This is a genomic window from Bryobacter aggregatus MPL3 (genome assembly GCF_000702445.1).
Lineage (GTDB): Bacteria > Acidobacteriota > Terriglobia > Bryobacterales > Bryobacteraceae > Bryobacter > Bryobacter aggregatus.
Genome location: NZ_JNIF01000004.1, coordinates 1,286,543 through 1,303,639, shown reverse-complemented (window position 1 = coordinate 1,303,639; position 17,097 = coordinate 1,286,543). Strand labels below are relative to the sequence as shown.

General features: G+C 57.6%; 11 protein-coding genes. 2 read left to right on the top strand and 9 right to left on the bottom strand.

Annotated features, from left to right (window positions below):
* Positions 1 to 35 precede the first annotated feature (35 nt).
* A complete protein-coding gene (locus M017_RS0125375; RefSeq protein ID WP_031501062.1) occupies positions 36 to 1,136 on the bottom strand; it encodes a mandelate racemase/muconate lactonizing enzyme family protein in 1,101 nt (366 codons plus the stop codon).
* A 169-nt stretch (positions 1,137 to 1,305) separates the two neighbouring features.
* On the opposite strand from M017_RS0125375, the gene M017_RS0125370 reads away from it, so the two are divergent.
* Positions 1,306 to 2,019, top strand: a complete 714-nt coding sequence (locus M017_RS0125370; RefSeq protein ID WP_202901722.1) for an RraA family protein — start codon at positions 1,306 to 1,308, stop codon at positions 2,017 to 2,019.
* A 99-nt stretch (positions 2,020 to 2,118) separates the two neighbouring features.
* Here M017_RS0125370 and M017_RS0125365 read toward each other — a convergent pair whose 3' ends face one another.
* From M017_RS0125365 to M017_RS0125355, 3 genes are all read right to left on the bottom strand, one after another.
* The gene (locus tag M017_RS0125365) at positions 2,119 to 2,901 is read right to left on the bottom strand and encodes a creatininase family protein (RefSeq protein ID WP_031501060.1); all 783 of its coding nucleotides are present in this window, start codon (positions 2,899 to 2,901) and stop codon (positions 2,119 to 2,121) included.
* A gap of 234 nt (positions 2,902 to 3,135) precedes the next feature.
* On the bottom strand, positions 3,136 to 4,380 hold the full coding sequence (locus M017_RS0125360; protein ID WP_080508166.1) for an MFS transporter: 1,245 nt from the start codon (positions 4,378 to 4,380) through the stop codon (positions 3,136 to 3,138).
* Positions 4,381 to 4,452: 72 nt separating this feature from the next.
* Entirely contained in the window at positions 4,453 to 5,298 is an 846-nt protein-coding gene (locus tag M017_RS0125355; protein ID WP_031501058.1) for an amidohydrolase family protein, read from the bottom strand.
* Between the two features lie 147 nt (positions 5,299 to 5,445).
* On the opposite strand from M017_RS0125355, the gene M017_RS0125350 reads away from it, so the two are divergent.
* Entirely contained in the window at positions 5,446 to 6,288 is an 843-nt protein-coding gene (locus tag M017_RS0125350) for an IclR family transcriptional regulator (RefSeq protein ID WP_080508165.1), read from the top strand.
* On the opposite strand, the gene M017_RS0125345 is transcribed toward M017_RS0125350, so the two are convergent.
* The 5 genes from M017_RS0125345 to M017_RS0125325 all read right to left on the bottom strand — a co-directional run bounded on the left by M017_RS0125345 (position 6,266) and on the right by M017_RS0125325 (position 17,096).
* The gene (locus M017_RS0125345; RefSeq protein WP_031501056.1) at positions 6,266 to 8,125 is read right to left on the bottom strand and encodes a S9 family peptidase; all 1,860 of its coding nucleotides are present in this window, start codon (positions 8,123 to 8,125) and stop codon (positions 6,266 to 6,268) included. The two genes, M017_RS0125350 and M017_RS0125345, sit on opposite strands and share 23 nt — an antisense overlap.
* Positions 8,126 to 8,176: 51 nt before the next feature.
* Entirely contained in the window at positions 8,177 to 11,404 is a 3,228-nt protein-coding gene (locus M017_RS0125340) for a TonB-dependent receptor (protein WP_031501055.1), read from the bottom strand.
* 235 nt (positions 11,405 to 11,639) lie between these two features.
* Positions 11,640 to 12,929, bottom strand: coding sequence for a DUF1501 domain-containing protein (locus M017_RS0125335; RefSeq protein WP_051670864.1), 1,290 nt, complete (start codon positions 12,927 to 12,929; stop codon positions 11,640 to 11,642).
* A gap of 10 nt (positions 12,930 to 12,939) precedes the next feature.
* Positions 12,940 to 15,447 (bottom strand): DUF1553 domain-containing protein, encoded by a 2,508-nt coding sequence (locus M017_RS0125330; RefSeq protein WP_031501053.1) that lies wholly within the window; start codon positions 15,445 to 15,447, stop codon positions 12,940 to 12,942.
* Positions 15,444 to 17,096, bottom strand: coding sequence for a hypothetical protein (locus M017_RS0125325; RefSeq protein ID WP_031501052.1), 1,653 nt, complete (start codon positions 17,094 to 17,096; stop codon positions 15,444 to 15,446). Before M017_RS0125325 ends, M017_RS0125330 begins: the two co-directional genes overlap by 4 nt.
* Position 17,097: the final 1 nt, after the last annotated feature.

The window sequence follows — 17,097 nt, the reverse complement described above, 5'->3', positions numbered from 1 at the left end:
CGTGACTCGATAGCACTCATCGTGGTGACCAATCGTCAAGGCTTGAAGTCAACTCCAAGGCCGGGACCATCCGGAAGAACTGCACACCCGTTCCGGAACTGAATCGGAGAAGAGGTGAAATGTTCGTCGTAGTAGAGCGGACCGATGATGTCGTGATCGACGGCGCTGGCCAACGACGGAAGCGCAGCGGCGACATGCAGCATGGCGGCCGACCCAAGATCCATTTCGAGATTGCTCCCGATGGTGCAGCGCAAGCCGGCCACGGCGGCCATCTGCGCAATCTCCAGGGAGCGAGTGATGCCGCCATTCTTTCCGGGATAGACGCTGATGATATCGCAGGCTTCCTGCCGGATCGCCTCCATGGCATCCTGTCTGGTGAATACAGATTCGTCGAGCATGAGTGGGATATGGGTGCGCTCGCGGAGGCGGGCACAATTGCGGAAGTCGCCGCGGCGGAGAGGTTGCTCGATGCAATTGACCTTCAGTGCTTCAAGATGAGGCAGTGCGAGAAGGGCGTCATTTTCCAGCCAGCCTCCATTGCCATCCACAGCAATGCGGAAGTCATCGCCCAGTGCTTCTCGAACAGCAGTGACACGAGCGATGTCGCCTGCGACGTCGAGGCCTACCTTCACCTTGACGGCCTTGAGCCCGATCGACTTGGCATGGAGGGCGACACGGGCGGCTTCCTGCGGGGAGAATGCGCCGATCGAGAACTTCAATCCAATCTCCGGAGCGCGGCGCGGGCCGCCGAGGAGAGTGACGACAGGCACGCCGAGGATCTTTCCACTGACATCGAGCAAGGCCATTTCGAGGGCACATTTGGTGAAGGGGTTCCCGATAAGGTAGCGGTCCATTTTATCGGCAAGTGCTGCGACGTGAGTGGGGTCTTCGCCGATCAGCAGCGGGGCGAGAAGCTGATTGACAATGCTGGCTGCACTGTCTTGACTCTCGCCACTCCAGGCGGGTACTACGGTTGCTTCTCCGTAGCCTGTGTGCCCCGTTTTCGTATGGACGGAGACGACGATGTAGTGGGATTCCGGTTGCGAGCCGGCGGCGCTGATGATCGCGAGGTCTCGCCGGACGACCTGGGAAACCCGACTTACTTCAATGGCGCAGATTTCATTTTGCTGTGTCACAATCACCGATTGTAGGCCGTCGCTGGCAGCACTCTGACCTGGCTTTGGCCGCTGGTTCGGTGAATTGAACAGATTCGACCGAGCGGGCTTGGCATGAAGTTCGAATCTTGCAGGGGTCTCGTATCCTGAACCTAACCGCGACAGGGTATCGAGCATGAAAGGAGGCGACGTGGAGAAAGAATTGGTAACGACTTCACCGAGCCGCATTGTTAGAGAGGCCGCGAGCGCCAAGGATTTAGAACTGTTTGCTCACATTGAGGCGAAATTGTATACCGCCGTTGTGTCGGACTCACTGGACGAGATGGGGTATCGCGACCAGGCGATGCGGAAGGATTTTAGGCCACTTGATCCTACCTTCCGCTGTGCCGGCTGGGCACGGACCGTGCAGTGCATGGATGTATTTGAAATCCCGGAAGACCCCTACGGGCTGGAGATTGAGGCGATAGACAGTCTCTTGCCGGGTGAGGTTGTTGTTGTCAGTACGGGGGACTCGGAGCGAAATGCACCTTGGGGAGAGCTCCTGTCTACGGCGTCGAAAGCTCGTGGTGCGCGTGGGGCGATCATCGGTGGCCTGGTCCGCGATGTGATCAAGATCCAAGAACTGAAGTTTCCGGTATTTGCGACTGGCATCAAGCCGGTGGACTCGATGGGGCGAGGCGTGGTGACGGATTACAATGTGCCCATCGAATGTGGTGAGATTTCGGTGTGGCCAGGCGATCTTGTTTTTGCCGACTTTGATGGAGTGGTGGTGGTTCCTGCGGCTATTGTGAGTGAAGTGATTACCCGGGCGACCGATAAGATGAACCGCGAAAACCACAGTCGCGATGAGCTGATGCGTGGCCTATATCTTGCAGATGTCTATAAGAAGTATGGTGTCTTGTAGGGATTGTCGATGGCCAGGAGTCGCGCGTTCGTCGAGGACGCGCGTTCCCGGCTTTTGAGCTCACCACGCCGGAGAGTGATGGCTCATCTTGCTGGGGTATTAACGCACGGACTTAGTGAGGAGCAATTCTCCCGATTGGTATTGGCGGAGAAGTAAAGCGAGTCGTCCGGTAATTGCATTCAGGAACTGTTCTCCCTTCGCTGCAGTGGCGGTGCGAGGGTCACCGTTTGTACCCGACTTTGTGAATTCCGAGAAGGCGGATGCGATGCCGATCTGTGAGCTGCCGAGCATGTCATGTGCGAGGAAATCGGAGCAAGGCCAGGCTCCGTCCGGCTGCGCCAACTCCAGCCTGACATTGTGCTTGGAGATGGCAAGGAGTATTGACGTTTCAAGTTCACAGGCATGTCCCATGCCGCCCTCAGAGGATTCGCGAAGTCCCTGGATCTCTGCACGCGCTACATTCCAATACGTGGCAGTGACGAAGCTGGCTTGAGGGAACTGGAAGCGGAGTTCCGTGGCGGCGACGTCGAGAATCGCACGATTGCCGCCATGCGCGTTTAACAAAAGGAAGCGATGGAATCCAGCGTGTGCGAGGGAGCTGGCAATCTCCACCGCCACACGAATGTAAGTTTCCGCAGTGAGTGTGATGGAGCCTGCAAAGTCCATATGGTGCGGCGAATAGCCAGCCCATTGGACAGGCAGGATCAAGGCGCTGCCGTCTACCGCTTGGTCGAGGCGCTGGACAAGTTCGGTTGCGATGCGGGCATCTGTTTGAAAGGGTAGGTGCGGGCCGTGTTGCTCCATCGCTCCAAAGGGTGCAACGACGATGGTGTTGCGGGGGAGCGCGGCGACCTCTGGCCAAGTGGCATTTTCGAGAAGCATCGTGGAGATGGTAAACGATGTGGCGGTTGTTGATTGCTCCGATCAGAATCGACGTTCATTCGATGGAACGGTATTAAAAAAAACAAGCGATGAATTCGGCAGGAGGCCTTGGCGATACGCAGTGGCAATCTTGAATCCTCAAGTCTTCGTCGACGGAAGTTTTACTTTCACCGCGATTGACTGCCTCGTGAAAATCCTCCCCCCTCCTTCGCCATGGACGAGATGTCTTCTCCTCTAAGCGGGCACCGTGGCTGGACGATTTGGCATCGCGGGAGTACAGCGGCGGAGCGTAAGCGTGAAGATCAAGGCCATGAGCAGTGCAAAGGCCGCGCCGATCGCCATCAGCGACGAAATAGAAACTGATTGCTTCCAAATGCCGGTGAGTAGGATGGCTGCGCCGCTGCCCAGGCCGCCTGCCATGTTGATGATGCCGGCGGCCAAGCCGAAATTTCCGGGTGAGACGATATCGTAAGCGCTGGCAAAGATATTCGAGACAAAAATTCCTGCGAAGAGGCCAAAGCAAAAGGCTGAGCTCTTGAGCAACAGAAGTGAGGGCGCGGCGAAAGTGCCAAGCGCGAAGGGCGCACAGGCAACAAGGCCGAAAAGCAACACGTGGAAGCGGCCGAAAGGACGCCGCGCCCCGTAGGTGTCGCCGACATAGCCTCCGAGCATGGCTCCCGAGGCAGAACCGGTCTGGAGAAAGAGTGTGGCGGTGAGCCCGCTTTCCGCAAGAGACAAATGGAAGTGGTCGTAGATGTAGGTTGGCAGCCAGGCGTACAGCATCCAGAGCATGCCGCAGAAGCTGAGGAAGGTGATCGAAAGAGCGATGAAACTCGGGGAGCGCAGTAACGCAAGCGGCGTGGCCTGAGCCGATTCCTTCTTCTCTGAAACGCTGCGTTCCGGAGAGTGGAGGAACTTCATGATGACGAAGGAATACGCCACCCCGAGCGCCGCCAGGATCGAGAGGCCCGGTCGCCACCCGATTCCCTCTCCAGCCCAGCCGCCATACCAACTGCCCAGGGTGATGCCGGCGAACTGAGCCAGACCGTGCACGGCCAAGGCGCGGGAGCGCGTGGCGCCAGGATGAGCTTGCGTGATGAGAGCGATAGCCGCTGGTACGTAAAGCGATTCGCTCAACCCGGTGAGGACGCGCGAGATGAGGAACTCATTGAGGTTGCGGCTGCAGGCCGTGGCAAAGGTTGCCAGGCTCCACAAGATGAGTGAGGCGATGACCAGGCGATGACGAGGAAAGATATCGGCTAAGCGGCCCGATACCGGCATCGCTGCAGAGTAGGTCCAGGTGAAGAGACTGCCTGCGAGCCCGAGCTGAATGTCTGAGAACTGCAGTTCGCGGCGGAGGATCGGGAAGATGGCAAATACCACCTGACGATCCATATAGTTGATGACGAAGGCCAGCGAGAGCAAGGCGACCAGCACCCAGGCGCTTCGTCGACTGATTGTGTGCTCTCGGGGTTCCATGGTGTTCAGCGTAAGGGGCCTCTCGTCCGCTCAGCAAGCTCTTGCAGGCAGTGTGTTCCGGATATCGAACAATTAGGGAGCGATGCCCAGGATGGATAAGGAGTCTCTGGTGAAGAGTCTCTCCATGGCATCCATATCGAGACGGGGCAGAGCGGTCCCAGCAAGCATGTCATTGAGTGCGCGCATGCCAGTGATACTGGCGTCAACGGTGGTGAAGGGATAGTCGCTACCAAAGAGCACCTTGTCCCACACACCATACTCCTGCACCAGCATCAACGAATGATAGAGCTGGAAGGGGCGGTAATGTAAGGCGGAACAGTCCGCATAAAGATTGGCGTGTTTTCGAATCGTGACGACGCATTCTCCTTCATAGGGATGACCAAGGTGAGCCAGGACCATGCGCACTTCCGGGAAGCGGATGGCGACGTCGTCAAGCAAGCGTGGCAGCGTGCAATCGAGCGGCGCGTTGCTGATGAAGGTGGTGCCGGTATGCAGCAGAACTGGGAGCGAGTGGCGTGTGGCGTATTCCCAGAGCGGGTCCAGATCACGGGAGTTGGGATAGAAGCCCGCATACATGGGCATCAGCTTAATGCCCTTGAGCTTCAGGTCCTGATGGCCGTGGCGGAGTTCATCCTGCCAGCCCGGCTGAGTGGGGTCCAGCGACAGATAACCGATGAGCCGGCCTGGCTGTGTGGCAACGTAGGCGGCGACTTCATCGTCAGGCACCCACAGTCCTGCGAGCTTTGCTTTGCCGCCAAAGACGACGGTATGTGTGGCGTTTGTGGCTCCTTTGGCATAGTCTGCCCAGCGAACGGTCAGATCGATCTCACGGTTGCGACCGCGGACGGATTCTTTAATAAATGCAGGAGAAAAGTGGCGTGGGTACTCGAAGAAGTGGCTATGAACGTCGACGACCATGAAAGCAGGGTAACGCGCCCACAATCACGATCGTCTTCCTTCAACCGGTCGTGTTCGATTAGCTGCACGGCTCGATTGCCAGGATCGGCCGAATCGTTGACATTCTAACGAGCTGAGCCTATTCTGAGGAACTATCGCGGAGGTGTTATGGAGAATATTTCCAAGGCCACGGCGCCTGCGTTGGAGAGGGGTTTGACAGTTTTAGAGGCCGTGGCGCGGTCGCGAGGTGGCTTAACGCTTTCGCAGATTACGCGCTACCTCGACCTGCCCAAGAGTTCCGCCTTTTGCCTTTTACGGACGCTCGAACAGTGCGGATATCTGATCCGAGATCCGAAGACCGGCAAGTACAGTGTCAGTTTGAGAATTTGCACCGTCGCCAGTATGGCCTTGAATGGCATTGGTCTTCGTGAGAAAGCCAAACCTTATCTGCGCCGGCTCTCAGAAGAGTCTGGTCTCACGGTGCACATGGCGATTCTCGAGAATGGATCTTGCCTGTTGATCGAGAAGATGACTCCCGCAGGCGTTCCACCGATTGCAACATGGGTGGGCAAGCAATTGAGCTTGCACTGCACTGCCATCGGGAAAGCGATTGGGGCCTACATGGACGAAGAAGCCCTGACAACGCTCATGCGCGAACAAGGGTTTATGCGCCACAACGAGAACACCATCTGTTCGATGAGGCGGCTGAAGCAGGAACTGGCCACCGTCCGGCAGCGTGGTTATTCCATGGACGATGAAGAAGAGGAAATCAGCATCCGCTGTATTGGTGGTGCACTGTTTGAGGACGGCAAGGTTGTTGGCGGTCTGAGCCTGGTTGGTACGACAAATGAGATCCACGGCGGAACGATCCAACATCTTGCGTCGATGTTGGTGAATACGGCAACGCAGATCTCAGAGCTGGTGAAGTTGCCGGATCTCAAGCATTCTGCGATGTCAGGACCCTTGCGGATGAAGTCGGTTCCAACTTCTAGGGCCTTAGCCAGCGCTTGAACCAATCGAGGTTGCGCGTCATCATGTCGCGCTGATGGGCGGGCTCGCCAATCGAATGCGGCTCGCGCGGATAGGTAATGAACTCCGTAGGAATCTTGGATTCTGTGAGAGCCAGATAGAGTTCGGCCACGTTGTCGAGATCTCTTTCGCCACGCATGAGCAATGTTGGCGTTTTGATGTTCTTTAAGTGAGGACGCTGTGAGTGCCGGTAATAGGCTTCTAGGCGATCCCAAGGCTTGCCGCCGAAGTACTCGTGGATGACTTCAGGCGGGCCGTCATCCCCGCCGACCGACATCCCGTAGTAAGTGACCCAATCCATGCTGCAACCACCAAGGGATGCGGCCTGGAAGCGATTGGTTTGGGTGATGATCCAGGAGCTGAGAAAGCCGCCATAGCTCCAGCCCATGATGCCGAGGCGGTTGGGATCGGCGATTCCTTTGGCGATGAGATGATCCACACCGGTCATGATGTCGTCCATGTCTCCATACCCCTGCCGCTGGATGGTGGCCGTCCGAAAGGCAGGACCATAGTTGATGCTGCCACGGAAGTTGGGTTCAAAGGTAGCAAAGCCTTCTTGAAGAAAGGCCTGCGTCGGATACATGCGGGGAACAGGGAACGACTCTGTCGCGACACCTGTCGGGCCACCATGAACAAGAACGAGCAAGGGCACTTTCTTGCCAGTTGCGTAGTTCACCGGATAGCGAAGGACTCCCTCGATTTCGAGGCCATCCTTCGACTTCCATCGCACTGTTTCTGTCTGGAAGGCAGGCATGCCCTGCGGTTTCAGATCGACAAGCAGCTTTTGATCGAGATAGAGCGCCGAGTCGCGGAGGAGGGCGGTATGCTGTCCATCGGCACTGATGCTGAATGAGTTTGTGTCACTGTGCCCGAGTCTCTTTCCGAGAGCGTTTGCAACATCGACGGAATAGAGATAATCGCTGCTTCCTTTGCCAGCGCCGAAACGAATCTCCTTGTCATCGGGACTCCACCAGATCTTCGATCCTCCGCTAAATACATCGCCGTCCAAGGTCTGTGTGAGGTAGCGAATCGGGCCGCCACCTGAAGGCACCACGCCCAGCTGTCGCGGACCAAAATAACTGAGACTGCCAACCTGGGAATGGAAGGCGATGTACTTCCCGTCGTTGGAATAAACAGGGTAGAGATCCTGTCCTGGTTGCACGACAAGAGGCGTATCGGTTCCTTTGGCAAGTGAATATTCAAACAGGTCTGCATGAAAGCGTTGCTGCGCCCGTCCATTCTTCTGTGCCGCGTAGGCAATCTTGGAACCGTCCGGAGACCAATCAAAACTCAGAACGTGCTTGGGGATATGCAGCGTCTGCGTGGCCCCTGTCGCAAGGGTCAGAACGACGATGGCGCTGTCTCGATAGTTCTTTCCCGCGATGATCATGTCCCGGCCTGCAGCCCGATCCTGTTGCTCTTCCGCAGAGAGCGGGCGTGGGGCGACATAGGCGATTTGTCTGCCATCTCGAGACCAGCGAAAGAACTGGATGCCGGTGGTCGATTGGGTGAGCTGCCGTCCGGATGAGAGATGAATCTGCAAGTTTCCGCTGCGACGGGAGAGAAAGGCGAGCTGCCTTCCATCAGGAGACCAGCGTGGGCTTGCATCTGTCGGATGTGAGGCAGGCATGGGTTGAGGGGACTTGCCGCGGGTGAGCAGCCAGATCGTAGAGAGATAGCGGTTTGCTGCTGTGTCTACTTGACGCACAACATAGGCAACCTGTTTTCCATCGGATGACAGTTGCGGGTCATGGATGGTCTGTAGCGACATCAGTGCATCAGGAGACCAGACGGAAGCAGCGAAGAGAAGAAGTAGCATGTTGATGATCAGGGTGACGTGGAGACGCCACCCCGCTCCGTTCCATAGAGATTAGAAGAGGAACTTCAGTCCCAGTTGCATGTACCGCGACGACCCGGCACTTGTGATCCTGCCATAGGTTGCGCTGGTCAGCGATGTGCTTGGGTTGTTGTAGTTCACGCGGTTGGTGGTGTTGAAGGTCTCAAAGCGGAACTGAAAGTACTTCGACTCCGTGGCGTGGAAGTTCTTTGTAAGCCCCGTATTGATGGCAAAGTTGCCGGGGCCTTCGATGATTCCGATGCCGGAATTGCCGAAGACGTAGGCGGGCGGCGCTGCAAATGCGGCAGTGTTAAACCAGAGGGCAGGACTTGGATTGCTCACTCCGGGATTCCCGACGATATTGGCTCTTGGCGTCCAGGAATTACCCAGACTCGGGGTACCTGCGGAGATACTGAGAGGCGCACCAGATTGCCCCTGTTGGGTTACATTGAGTTGCCATCCACCGGCGATGAGGTCAACGACACGGTTGATTTGTGTGCCGAACTTCTTGCCGCGTCCAAAGGGTGCTTCCCAAACGACGGTTGCATACTCGATGTGACGGCGATCGAAGGAAGTGCGTCCTCGGTTATACCAATCGGGGGAGTAAGGCGTGAGCGCGCAGGTTTCGCAGTCTGGTGTATTCGACATCATGCTACGCGAGAAGGAGTAAGAGACGGTGAAGGCGAGACCGGTGGAGTAGCGGCGCTCCACTTTGGTCTGCAGTGCGTTATACCAGTTCCGTCCGAAGTTCTCATTGATCTGGATGCTGGCGAAGGCAGGGAAGGGGCGGTCCGCCTGTAGATTCGTATGGAGGCCTGTCGTGGCTTCGTTGTAATTCCGAACGCCAACTTCATTGCCAACCAGTGTGCCGACGTAGGCGACGGTGAGGGCGGTGCGTCCTGGCAGCGCGGTTTGTACCGTGAAGTTCCACTCATGAGTGCGAGCGGGGCGGAGGTTGTAGGCGGGAGCATAGATGGTGCCAGGCCCGAAGGTCGTGGGCGAGGCAGGCCACATGGTCTCCCATCGCTGCAAGGTGGTTGGACTAAAACTCAACGACTCGAGGCTCCAATGCGGAATATTCACGGTCGAGGCGCCGCGATTGCCCGTGTAGCTGTTGTAGAAGATGCCGTAGCCGCCACGAATGATGATGTTCTCATTTTTGAACGGGCGATAGACTGCGCCGAGACGGGGAGCCCAGTTCCCATTGGGTTCGTAGAGTCCATCGGGAATGCCTGCCTCGCGTGCCGTGATGAAGAGGCCTTTGGTGGCTGCTGCCAGATAAGGAGTGACGGCGAAGGCAGTGAGATTGGGCTTGCCATTCGAGTCGACGGCGGTAACCATGATGTTTCGCTTGGGGTCCCAGGTACTCGAGACATCGTTGACGTTGTGGCGGGCCAGCCAGCGCTCATAGCGGATGCCAAGTTCTAAGGTCAGATTCGACCTGACGCGCCAGGTGTCCTGAATGTAGCCGGCAGCGTAAGGGCTCTTATCCGTTCCGAACTTGGTGAGCGGATCGTTGCGATTACTGGAAGAGGCGTAGCCAAGTAGATAATCGGCGAATCCATCATTGGTATAGAGATTGTTAAATGCGAAGGAGCCGCGGGCTGCGGCTGAACCGTGTTCTCCAAAGGTGTGCCAATCGCCGTACTCAAAGCCGGCGGCCAGCGTATTGCGGCCACGGATCGCGCTGACTGCTACTTTGCCATTGCGAACGTCGCCTTTGAGATAGCCAGGAACGCCCCAACCGCCAGGGAAGCTGACGCCGGTATAGCCATTCGCAAAGCTGATATCCGGTGGGCCGATCCAAGCTTCACGGCCTGCTGTCGGGATGCCTTGGATGCCAGCAAGCAGAACATCGTTCTGCTTGCCAAGAGACGGATTGGTATAGCTGCTATTGGTTCGCATCACCCCGGCCGAGGCGGTGAACAAGATGTTGGGCGAGACAGTCCAACTGTAGTTGGCGCCGATGTTGTCCTGCTTCACTTGCGAGAAGCCAGTGATCGACGGATTGGGTACGTAACCGAGTTGATCCTGGGGTTGCCGTACCGTGACCCAGCGGCCGTAAACCCGCTGGCCGGATGTGATCATGTGGTCGATGCGGAGCGTGCCTTCGTGGGTGTCGTTCTTCGCCGAGGCGTTCTGCTTGAAGAAGCCGTCTGAGGAATTGGGTTCGAGGATCAACGGCAGGAAGTATTTCGATGCGGAAGAGATACGATCTGCCGGAATTCGATTGCCAGGGAAGGGCTGCTTTGTCAGAGGATCGATGATGGTTTTGCTGAGCGCACTAAAGTCGCCGGTTTTCATCGCAGGGGTGACGCCAAGACTGTTGTAGATGCGTGCGTTGCGAATGATCGTACCTTCGTAAGCGCCGAAGAAGAAGGTTTTGTTTTTGAGGATCGGGCCACCTACCGCGGCGCCAAACTGGTTGCGGCGCACCCGGGCGATGGTGGGTGAGAAGGTATTGCGGGCGTTGAAGGCGTCGTTCTGCACAAACTCCCATGCCGCGCCATGTAGATTGTTGGTGCCCGATTTGGTGACCACCAAAACCTGCATCGGATTGCGCCCGCTCTCTGCGGTGAAGTTCATGGTCTGGACGTTGAACTCGGCAATCGTATCGACGTTCGGGATTGCTGTGCCGCCCTCATCCATGGGGGCATTGGAGTTCAGCCCATCCAACTGGAAGCCGGCCTTGTTGTTGCGCAAGCCCTGTCCTTGAATGTAGGTGGCGCGCTCGCCCCCATCCTGTGTGCTTTCCCAGCGCATGCCGGGCACCAGCGCAACAAGAGCGAGAGGGTTGCGTGTGGCTAGCGGCAACTCGCGAATCTGCCGCATCTGCACAACCGTTTCGACAGATGTCTTTTCCGTCTGGAGCACTTCGGCTGTGGCCTCGACGGCAACGGTTTCGGCGACGTCTCCAACCGTGAGAACAGGGCTGAGACGGCTGCGGTCCCCGACCGTGAGCTCTGTACGGGAGAGCTCCCATCGTTTAAAGCCCTTAGAGCGAACGCCGATGAAGTATGGCCCGATGGGCAGGGCAGGGATGGCAAAGTTTCCAGTCTCATCGGCGGCGACAGTCTTGGTCAGGCCGGTGTTGAGTTGCTTAATCGTAATTTCGGCGCGAGGTACTGCGGCGCCGGATGAATCGAGGACAGTTCCGAAAAACGAGCCGTCCGTACCGGTCTGTGCCAGGAGCGGCAGCGACAGCAGAACAGCCAAGAGTAGAAGTAGGTAATTGCCGCGTGCGGGCGGGCCTGGATTCATGCGAACTCCACCAAGTACTAGCCTCATAGGCCTCCTTTTGAACGGCAATCTCAATCCTGCTGTGCCGTTCAATCTGGTCTATTTTCACGTGGAGGAAAACGAATGCAGCGTGTTCGTAGCGATACTGTTCATCCCGTTGAACGTGTGTCGATGGAGCCTGCAAGCTGCACCATGACGCAGCACATCGCGCCGCTCGGAAGCAGCGTCGATGCGAGTTTGCGGGGATCGCGTGCGCTTAGGTGAAGAGCTCCGACAACGGTTTGCCGGTCTCATCGTCGAGAGCGTTTGCGATCTTGATGGGCCGGCCAACGGGAGTGTCGTACTCCTTGGTCCAATCAATGCCGAAGGCCTTATAGACGGTTGCGAAGATGTCTCCCATGCTGGTGAGACGGCTGGTGACATTGCCTCCTGTGGCATCGCTCGAACCGATCACCTGGCCGCCGGTAAGTCCTCCACCACCGATCGCCAGAGACCAGCAGGTGGGCCAATGATCGCGCCCGCGATCGGAGTTGACGAACGGGGTTCTGCCGAACTCACCCATTGCGAGCACGACGGTGGAATCAAGGAGACCTCGCTCCTCAAGATCATCGAGCAGGACGGCTAAGGTGCGATCAAACTTCGGACAAAGACGATCCCGATGGCCGGTGTCGTTATCCCCGTGAGTGTCCCAGGCGAGCGTGTGATAACCCGCTGCGGTGACAAAGCGTGCGCCTGCTTCCACAAGACGGCGTGCATACAGAGCGCTTTGGCCTACGGCGTCGCGGCCGTACCGATCTCGCAGGGAATCTGGTTCCTTGGTCAAGTCGAAAGCATCGCGTACAGCGGGGTTCAACAACATCTTCCAAGCTTGTGCTGTGAACCCGTCCATGTTGGAGTGCTCGACGCTTTGCGTCAACTTGCGGTATCGCTGATCGACGATATCGAGAAAGGACTGCCGGCCTGCTACAGCCTGCTCAGAGAGGCCCTTGGGCAAGCTCAGGTCGGTGACTTGAAAGTCTTTGCGGCTCGGGTCGGGCAATGCCATCGGGTCATAGTCCGGACCAAGGAAGCCCGATCCGAAGTACTGCTCATACTGCCGGCTTTGTGCCCACTGCGGAACCAGAATGTGCGGCGGGATGCCGTTGCGGGACCCAACCTCACGGGCGATGACGGAGCCGATCGAAGGGAACTGCATCACTGGATTCGACTCGTGCCCGGTGATCGCATAGTGGCAACCCTGGGGATGGTCTGTGCCGCGCGTGTGCATGGAGCGGACGAGCGAGAGCTTATTCATGCGCTTGGCAATCTGAGGCAATAACTCTGATACCTGGATGCCGGCAACGTTGGTGGAGATTGGCTTGAACGCAGAGTTTGGTTTGGGATCGAAGGTATCCACCTGGCTCGGTCCTCCTTCGAGCCAGAACAGGATGCAGGACTTCGCCTTGCCAGTGCCAGGGCTCGCTGCTGCAGCGCGCAAATATTGGGGGAGCGAGATTCCGAGTGCCCCCAAAGAACCGGCGGAAACAAAATTTCTGCGGGTGGTCATGTTGTAACTCCTAATGGTTTTCTGCGAATTCGCGTGAGCAAATGAGTGCCCAGACAAAGTCGCGTAGTGCTTCCGCGCGATTGCTGCTGGTGCTGACGAGTTTGAGGAGGGCGCTCCGCTCCTGGGCCTCGGGGAGACGAGAGAGAGCAGCAAGATAGAACTCGTCAATGATCTCTGCATCGGACTTGCCCGCGTCGATGCGTTGTTGCAAGCGTCCGGCCGGAGAGGCAAGCTTCTCGTTGTAGACATTGCCTGCTACCATGTGCAGCGCTTGTCCTAGATTCGCCTTGCCGCTGCGTTCTGGGATGGTCAAGCGGTTGGGCCTGCCGTACAGCTCCAGGAAGCGGGAATAGAAAGTCTCAGGCTGGCGTAGCGTGATCGCGCGTGTGTGGAGAGGGGCGTAGCGCGGCGGGCTCTGGCCGTCCGGAATTCCGATTGTGAAGCGTTCCGCAACGCCTGTAACGTCGCTGATTGCATCGAGTAGCACTTCAGCATCGAGGGCACGCGGGGGAAAGTGGGAATAGTTCGTGTGGTCTGATGCGTTATCCGGGCGTGTCTGGCTCGAGAGTTGATAGGTGCGCGACAGGACGATGGTGCGGATGAGTGCGCGCAGATCATGCCGATGATTCCGGAAGGAATCGGCGAGTTCGTTCAACAGCGCAGGATGAGTGGGCGGATTGGTGGATCGGAAGTCGTCGACAGGATCGACGATGCCGCGACCAAAGAAGTAGGACCACATGCGATTCACAATGGCTTCTGCGAAGAAGGGATTCTTTACCATCCAATCGGCCATGATGGTGCGAGGGTTGATGTGATCCTGGGGTTCGATCACCCGGCCATCGAGGAGCGCAGGTTTCAGTTCCGCCTTGGTCCGCGGATGAAAGACTTTGATGTTGGCGTCAACATCGGCGTTGCCCATGGATTTGTGCACGGGATGGTCAAAGACAACATAGTCGTCCGCAACGCCGTTATCGCCAAGCTTGAACATGCGTCCATAAAAGGCGGCCATGCCCCAGAACTGATCCTGGCTCCAGGTTTCGTAAGGGTGGTTGTGACATTGTGCGCAGTCGAGACGGCGCCCGAAGAAGACGCGAACCTCTTCGGCCATGGTCTCGTTGATCGGCGCAATGACATCGTAAGGCAGAAAGTGGCGGCTGGCGGCTGTATAGCCTTGCCCCACCAGGCGTTCGCGGGCGATCTGGTCATAGGGCTTGTTTGTAGCGATGCTTGTGCGGATCCACTCCGCATACATGTTGCTCCACTTCGGGAGCGCGTTGGCATTGACTGAGACACGGAAGACATCGTCAAAGCGGAAGGTCCAATAGTCAACAAACTCAGGACTGCCAATCAAGGTATCGATCAGCTTCTCTCGTTTCTTCGGATCCTTGTTTGTTAGAAACTCACGAACGCGTGCCGGCGGGGGCAGTGTGCCCGTAAGGTCGAGACAAAGCCGCCGAATGAACTCCGAATCACTGGAAAGCTCGCTCGGCACAATGCGAAAGCGGCGTAGCTTCTCGAAGATCTGCTCGTCGATAAAGTTGGTGCGTGGAGTGTCCGGGTACTTGCTCGCGATCGCACCCATCACGCCGACGGTGGCGCTGGCGGCTTGTCCCGCGGCACGGACCACGATGGCCGTTTCGCCGAGCTCCTTTGCCTTGACGATGCCCGCCTCATCGACGGTTGCAACCTCCTTGTTGTTCGATGCGTAGAGGGCCTGATGCGTGAAATCCTTCTGTGTCCCGTCTGCGAAATGAGCGGTAACGATCAGGCGTTGCTGCGTTTTGCTTTCAAGTGCAATGGTTGCCGGGTAGACCTCAAGGCGGGAGACACGGTTCTCTGCTTTTACCTCCGGGCCATAGGGCGCGCCCTTACGAACCCAATCCAAAATACTGCGGTACTCAGGCGAATCTAGCGCAAAGCGACGCCCGCCTCCGTGGGGAATGGAGTTGGTGGCCTTGAGCAGAATGAGGCTCTTCTCTGGTTCTTTGGTATTGACTCGTGGCGTTCGTTCCCCTTTCGCCTCGGCGCTGAGCACCTGGTAGACGCCTCCTTTGACGATCCATTCATAGTCATCCTTCGGATAGAGAACGCCAGAGGATAGCTTCAAGCCGCCACGGCCTTTCACGCCTCCATGACAGCCAGCGCCATTGCAGCCTTTGCGTGTGAGTACATTGCCAATATCCCGTGCGAACTGAAACTCATTGCTGGCAGTAGAGTTTTGCACAATGACTTGCGTCTCGACGGATTTGCCACCGTAGCTGGCAGTCAGCTTCAGATTCCCATCAGCGCGTGCGCGGAGCAGTGCCGTCGCTGATACTTCGACAAGTGCAGGGTTGGAGAGGCGCCAACTTACATTTGCTGTGACGTCGTGTTCGATCCCATCGGGATAAACGGCGGTGACCGCGAGTTGTTGGGAATCGTCGGCGCCGCGAAGCGTTGTCGTGCTTGGGGCGATGCGCAAGGAAAGTGGGGCCTGGGCGAAGGCGGCCACGACAAAGAGAGAAAGGGCGTACTTCATTTTTTGTTCACCACGACGAGGAGAATGTCGGCTGAGGCGATGGGCTCTCCCATGCGGCCATCACGAATGGGCCGGGCGACGGCTCGCACTCGAGTCGGCTCTTGTGAAAGCGGCGCATCCGGAGCAGCCATCACAATCAGTGAGGCTGCTTGTACCCGGGGTTGATAGCGTTCGACCTTGCCCGCGTTCGGTAAGACGGGACGGTCCGCGGGATTCTCGATTCCAAGGACAGAAGTCACACCTGTTGGAAGATTCTCCAGTTGGATGGCGACAAGTCCATTGAATCCCTCTTCGCGCTCAATTCGCACCGAGACTGGACGGGTGCCACCACGTTCGACGCTGAGCGTTTCCTGCTGGACGAGGAACTTCCCGAGGTGGGGAATCTGCGGACGCACCATCACGCGATAGCGGAAGTCCGGTGCTGCATGGTCGGTCGTAATCTCGTGGATCTCAAGCGTATAAATCCCTGGAGCGAACAGCGAGAAAGTCGTCTTGGCCATGACCGACTTCATCATCTTGAGATTGTTGTTATTGAGCCGCGTGTAGAGGTTGCCGACCATCTCTTGTCCGCCTGGTTCGAGCAGTCGCACCACCGGCGTGAACACCGGTGTGGTCGCCTCGGGGGTTTCGATTTCAATAACGGTTTCCTGGGCCTTCTCGATCTGGAGCCGGATGACATGTGTCTGCCCAGCTTTTGCAATGACCCCTTCCACAATGCCGGGAAGCTTCATCACCGGGATTTCCTGGGAACCTTCCGGGACGGCGCGGTAAATCTCAGCAGCTTCGACGGGTAGGGCATTGCCTCGGCTGGAGATCTGTTTCATCCAGTCCTCTCCCATATTGCGTGTCAGTTCGCGTTCCTCCCACGCTGCGGAGAGGGTCGGACGGAGGGAAGGTTTGTGCTGGAGTTTGCCTTCTGTTACGCGCAACTCATAGACAGCGTCCGGCCCGCCCTGTCCGGCAAATGCCTCGACACGGATGCAATAGCGGCCGGCCCGTGGGAATGTATAGTCGAGCTCGGCGTTGAGCGAGAGACCGGGGAAGTTGAGCGGTTCATCATTGAAGGCCAGGCGGTTGATGCGCTTGGGATCGAACCAGCTTCCGGACGGCTCATAGATCGCGACAGAGGGGTCCAGTGTCTTGCTTCCGGAGATGGCCTGGAGAGTCACCTCTTGGCCTGCACGGGCCTCGATCCAGTACTCATCCACCTCGCCAGAGGTCGCAATGCGTCCGGTGACGATGGAGGGAATCGCGAGCGGAGTGCTCGGCTCGGTTGCGACGGGCTGGTCGACCACACGAATTGGAATCTCGTTGGAGAGACCCTGATTGGTGACCACGCGGAGTGTGTGGGGACCAAGCTTCGTATCTGTCGCTATGGTCAGTCCAACGTGGAGTAACTGCGGCTGTGGTCCCTTGGCTCCAGCGGGTATGGGCTCCGGTACAGGTTCCACTTTCTCCACCCGTGCCTGGAAACCGTTCTCTCGAAAGTAGACGGACTGCACCTGATCGAGATGTGCGCCGCGGATGACTGCGGATACGGATTGTCCACGCTGCACGGTAAGGGGGAAGATACTCGTCAGGCGTGGTTCCCGCGACGGCTGGGCAAGCAGAAGGATCGCGGCGAAAGGGAACAGGCAGAGCGGCTTCATC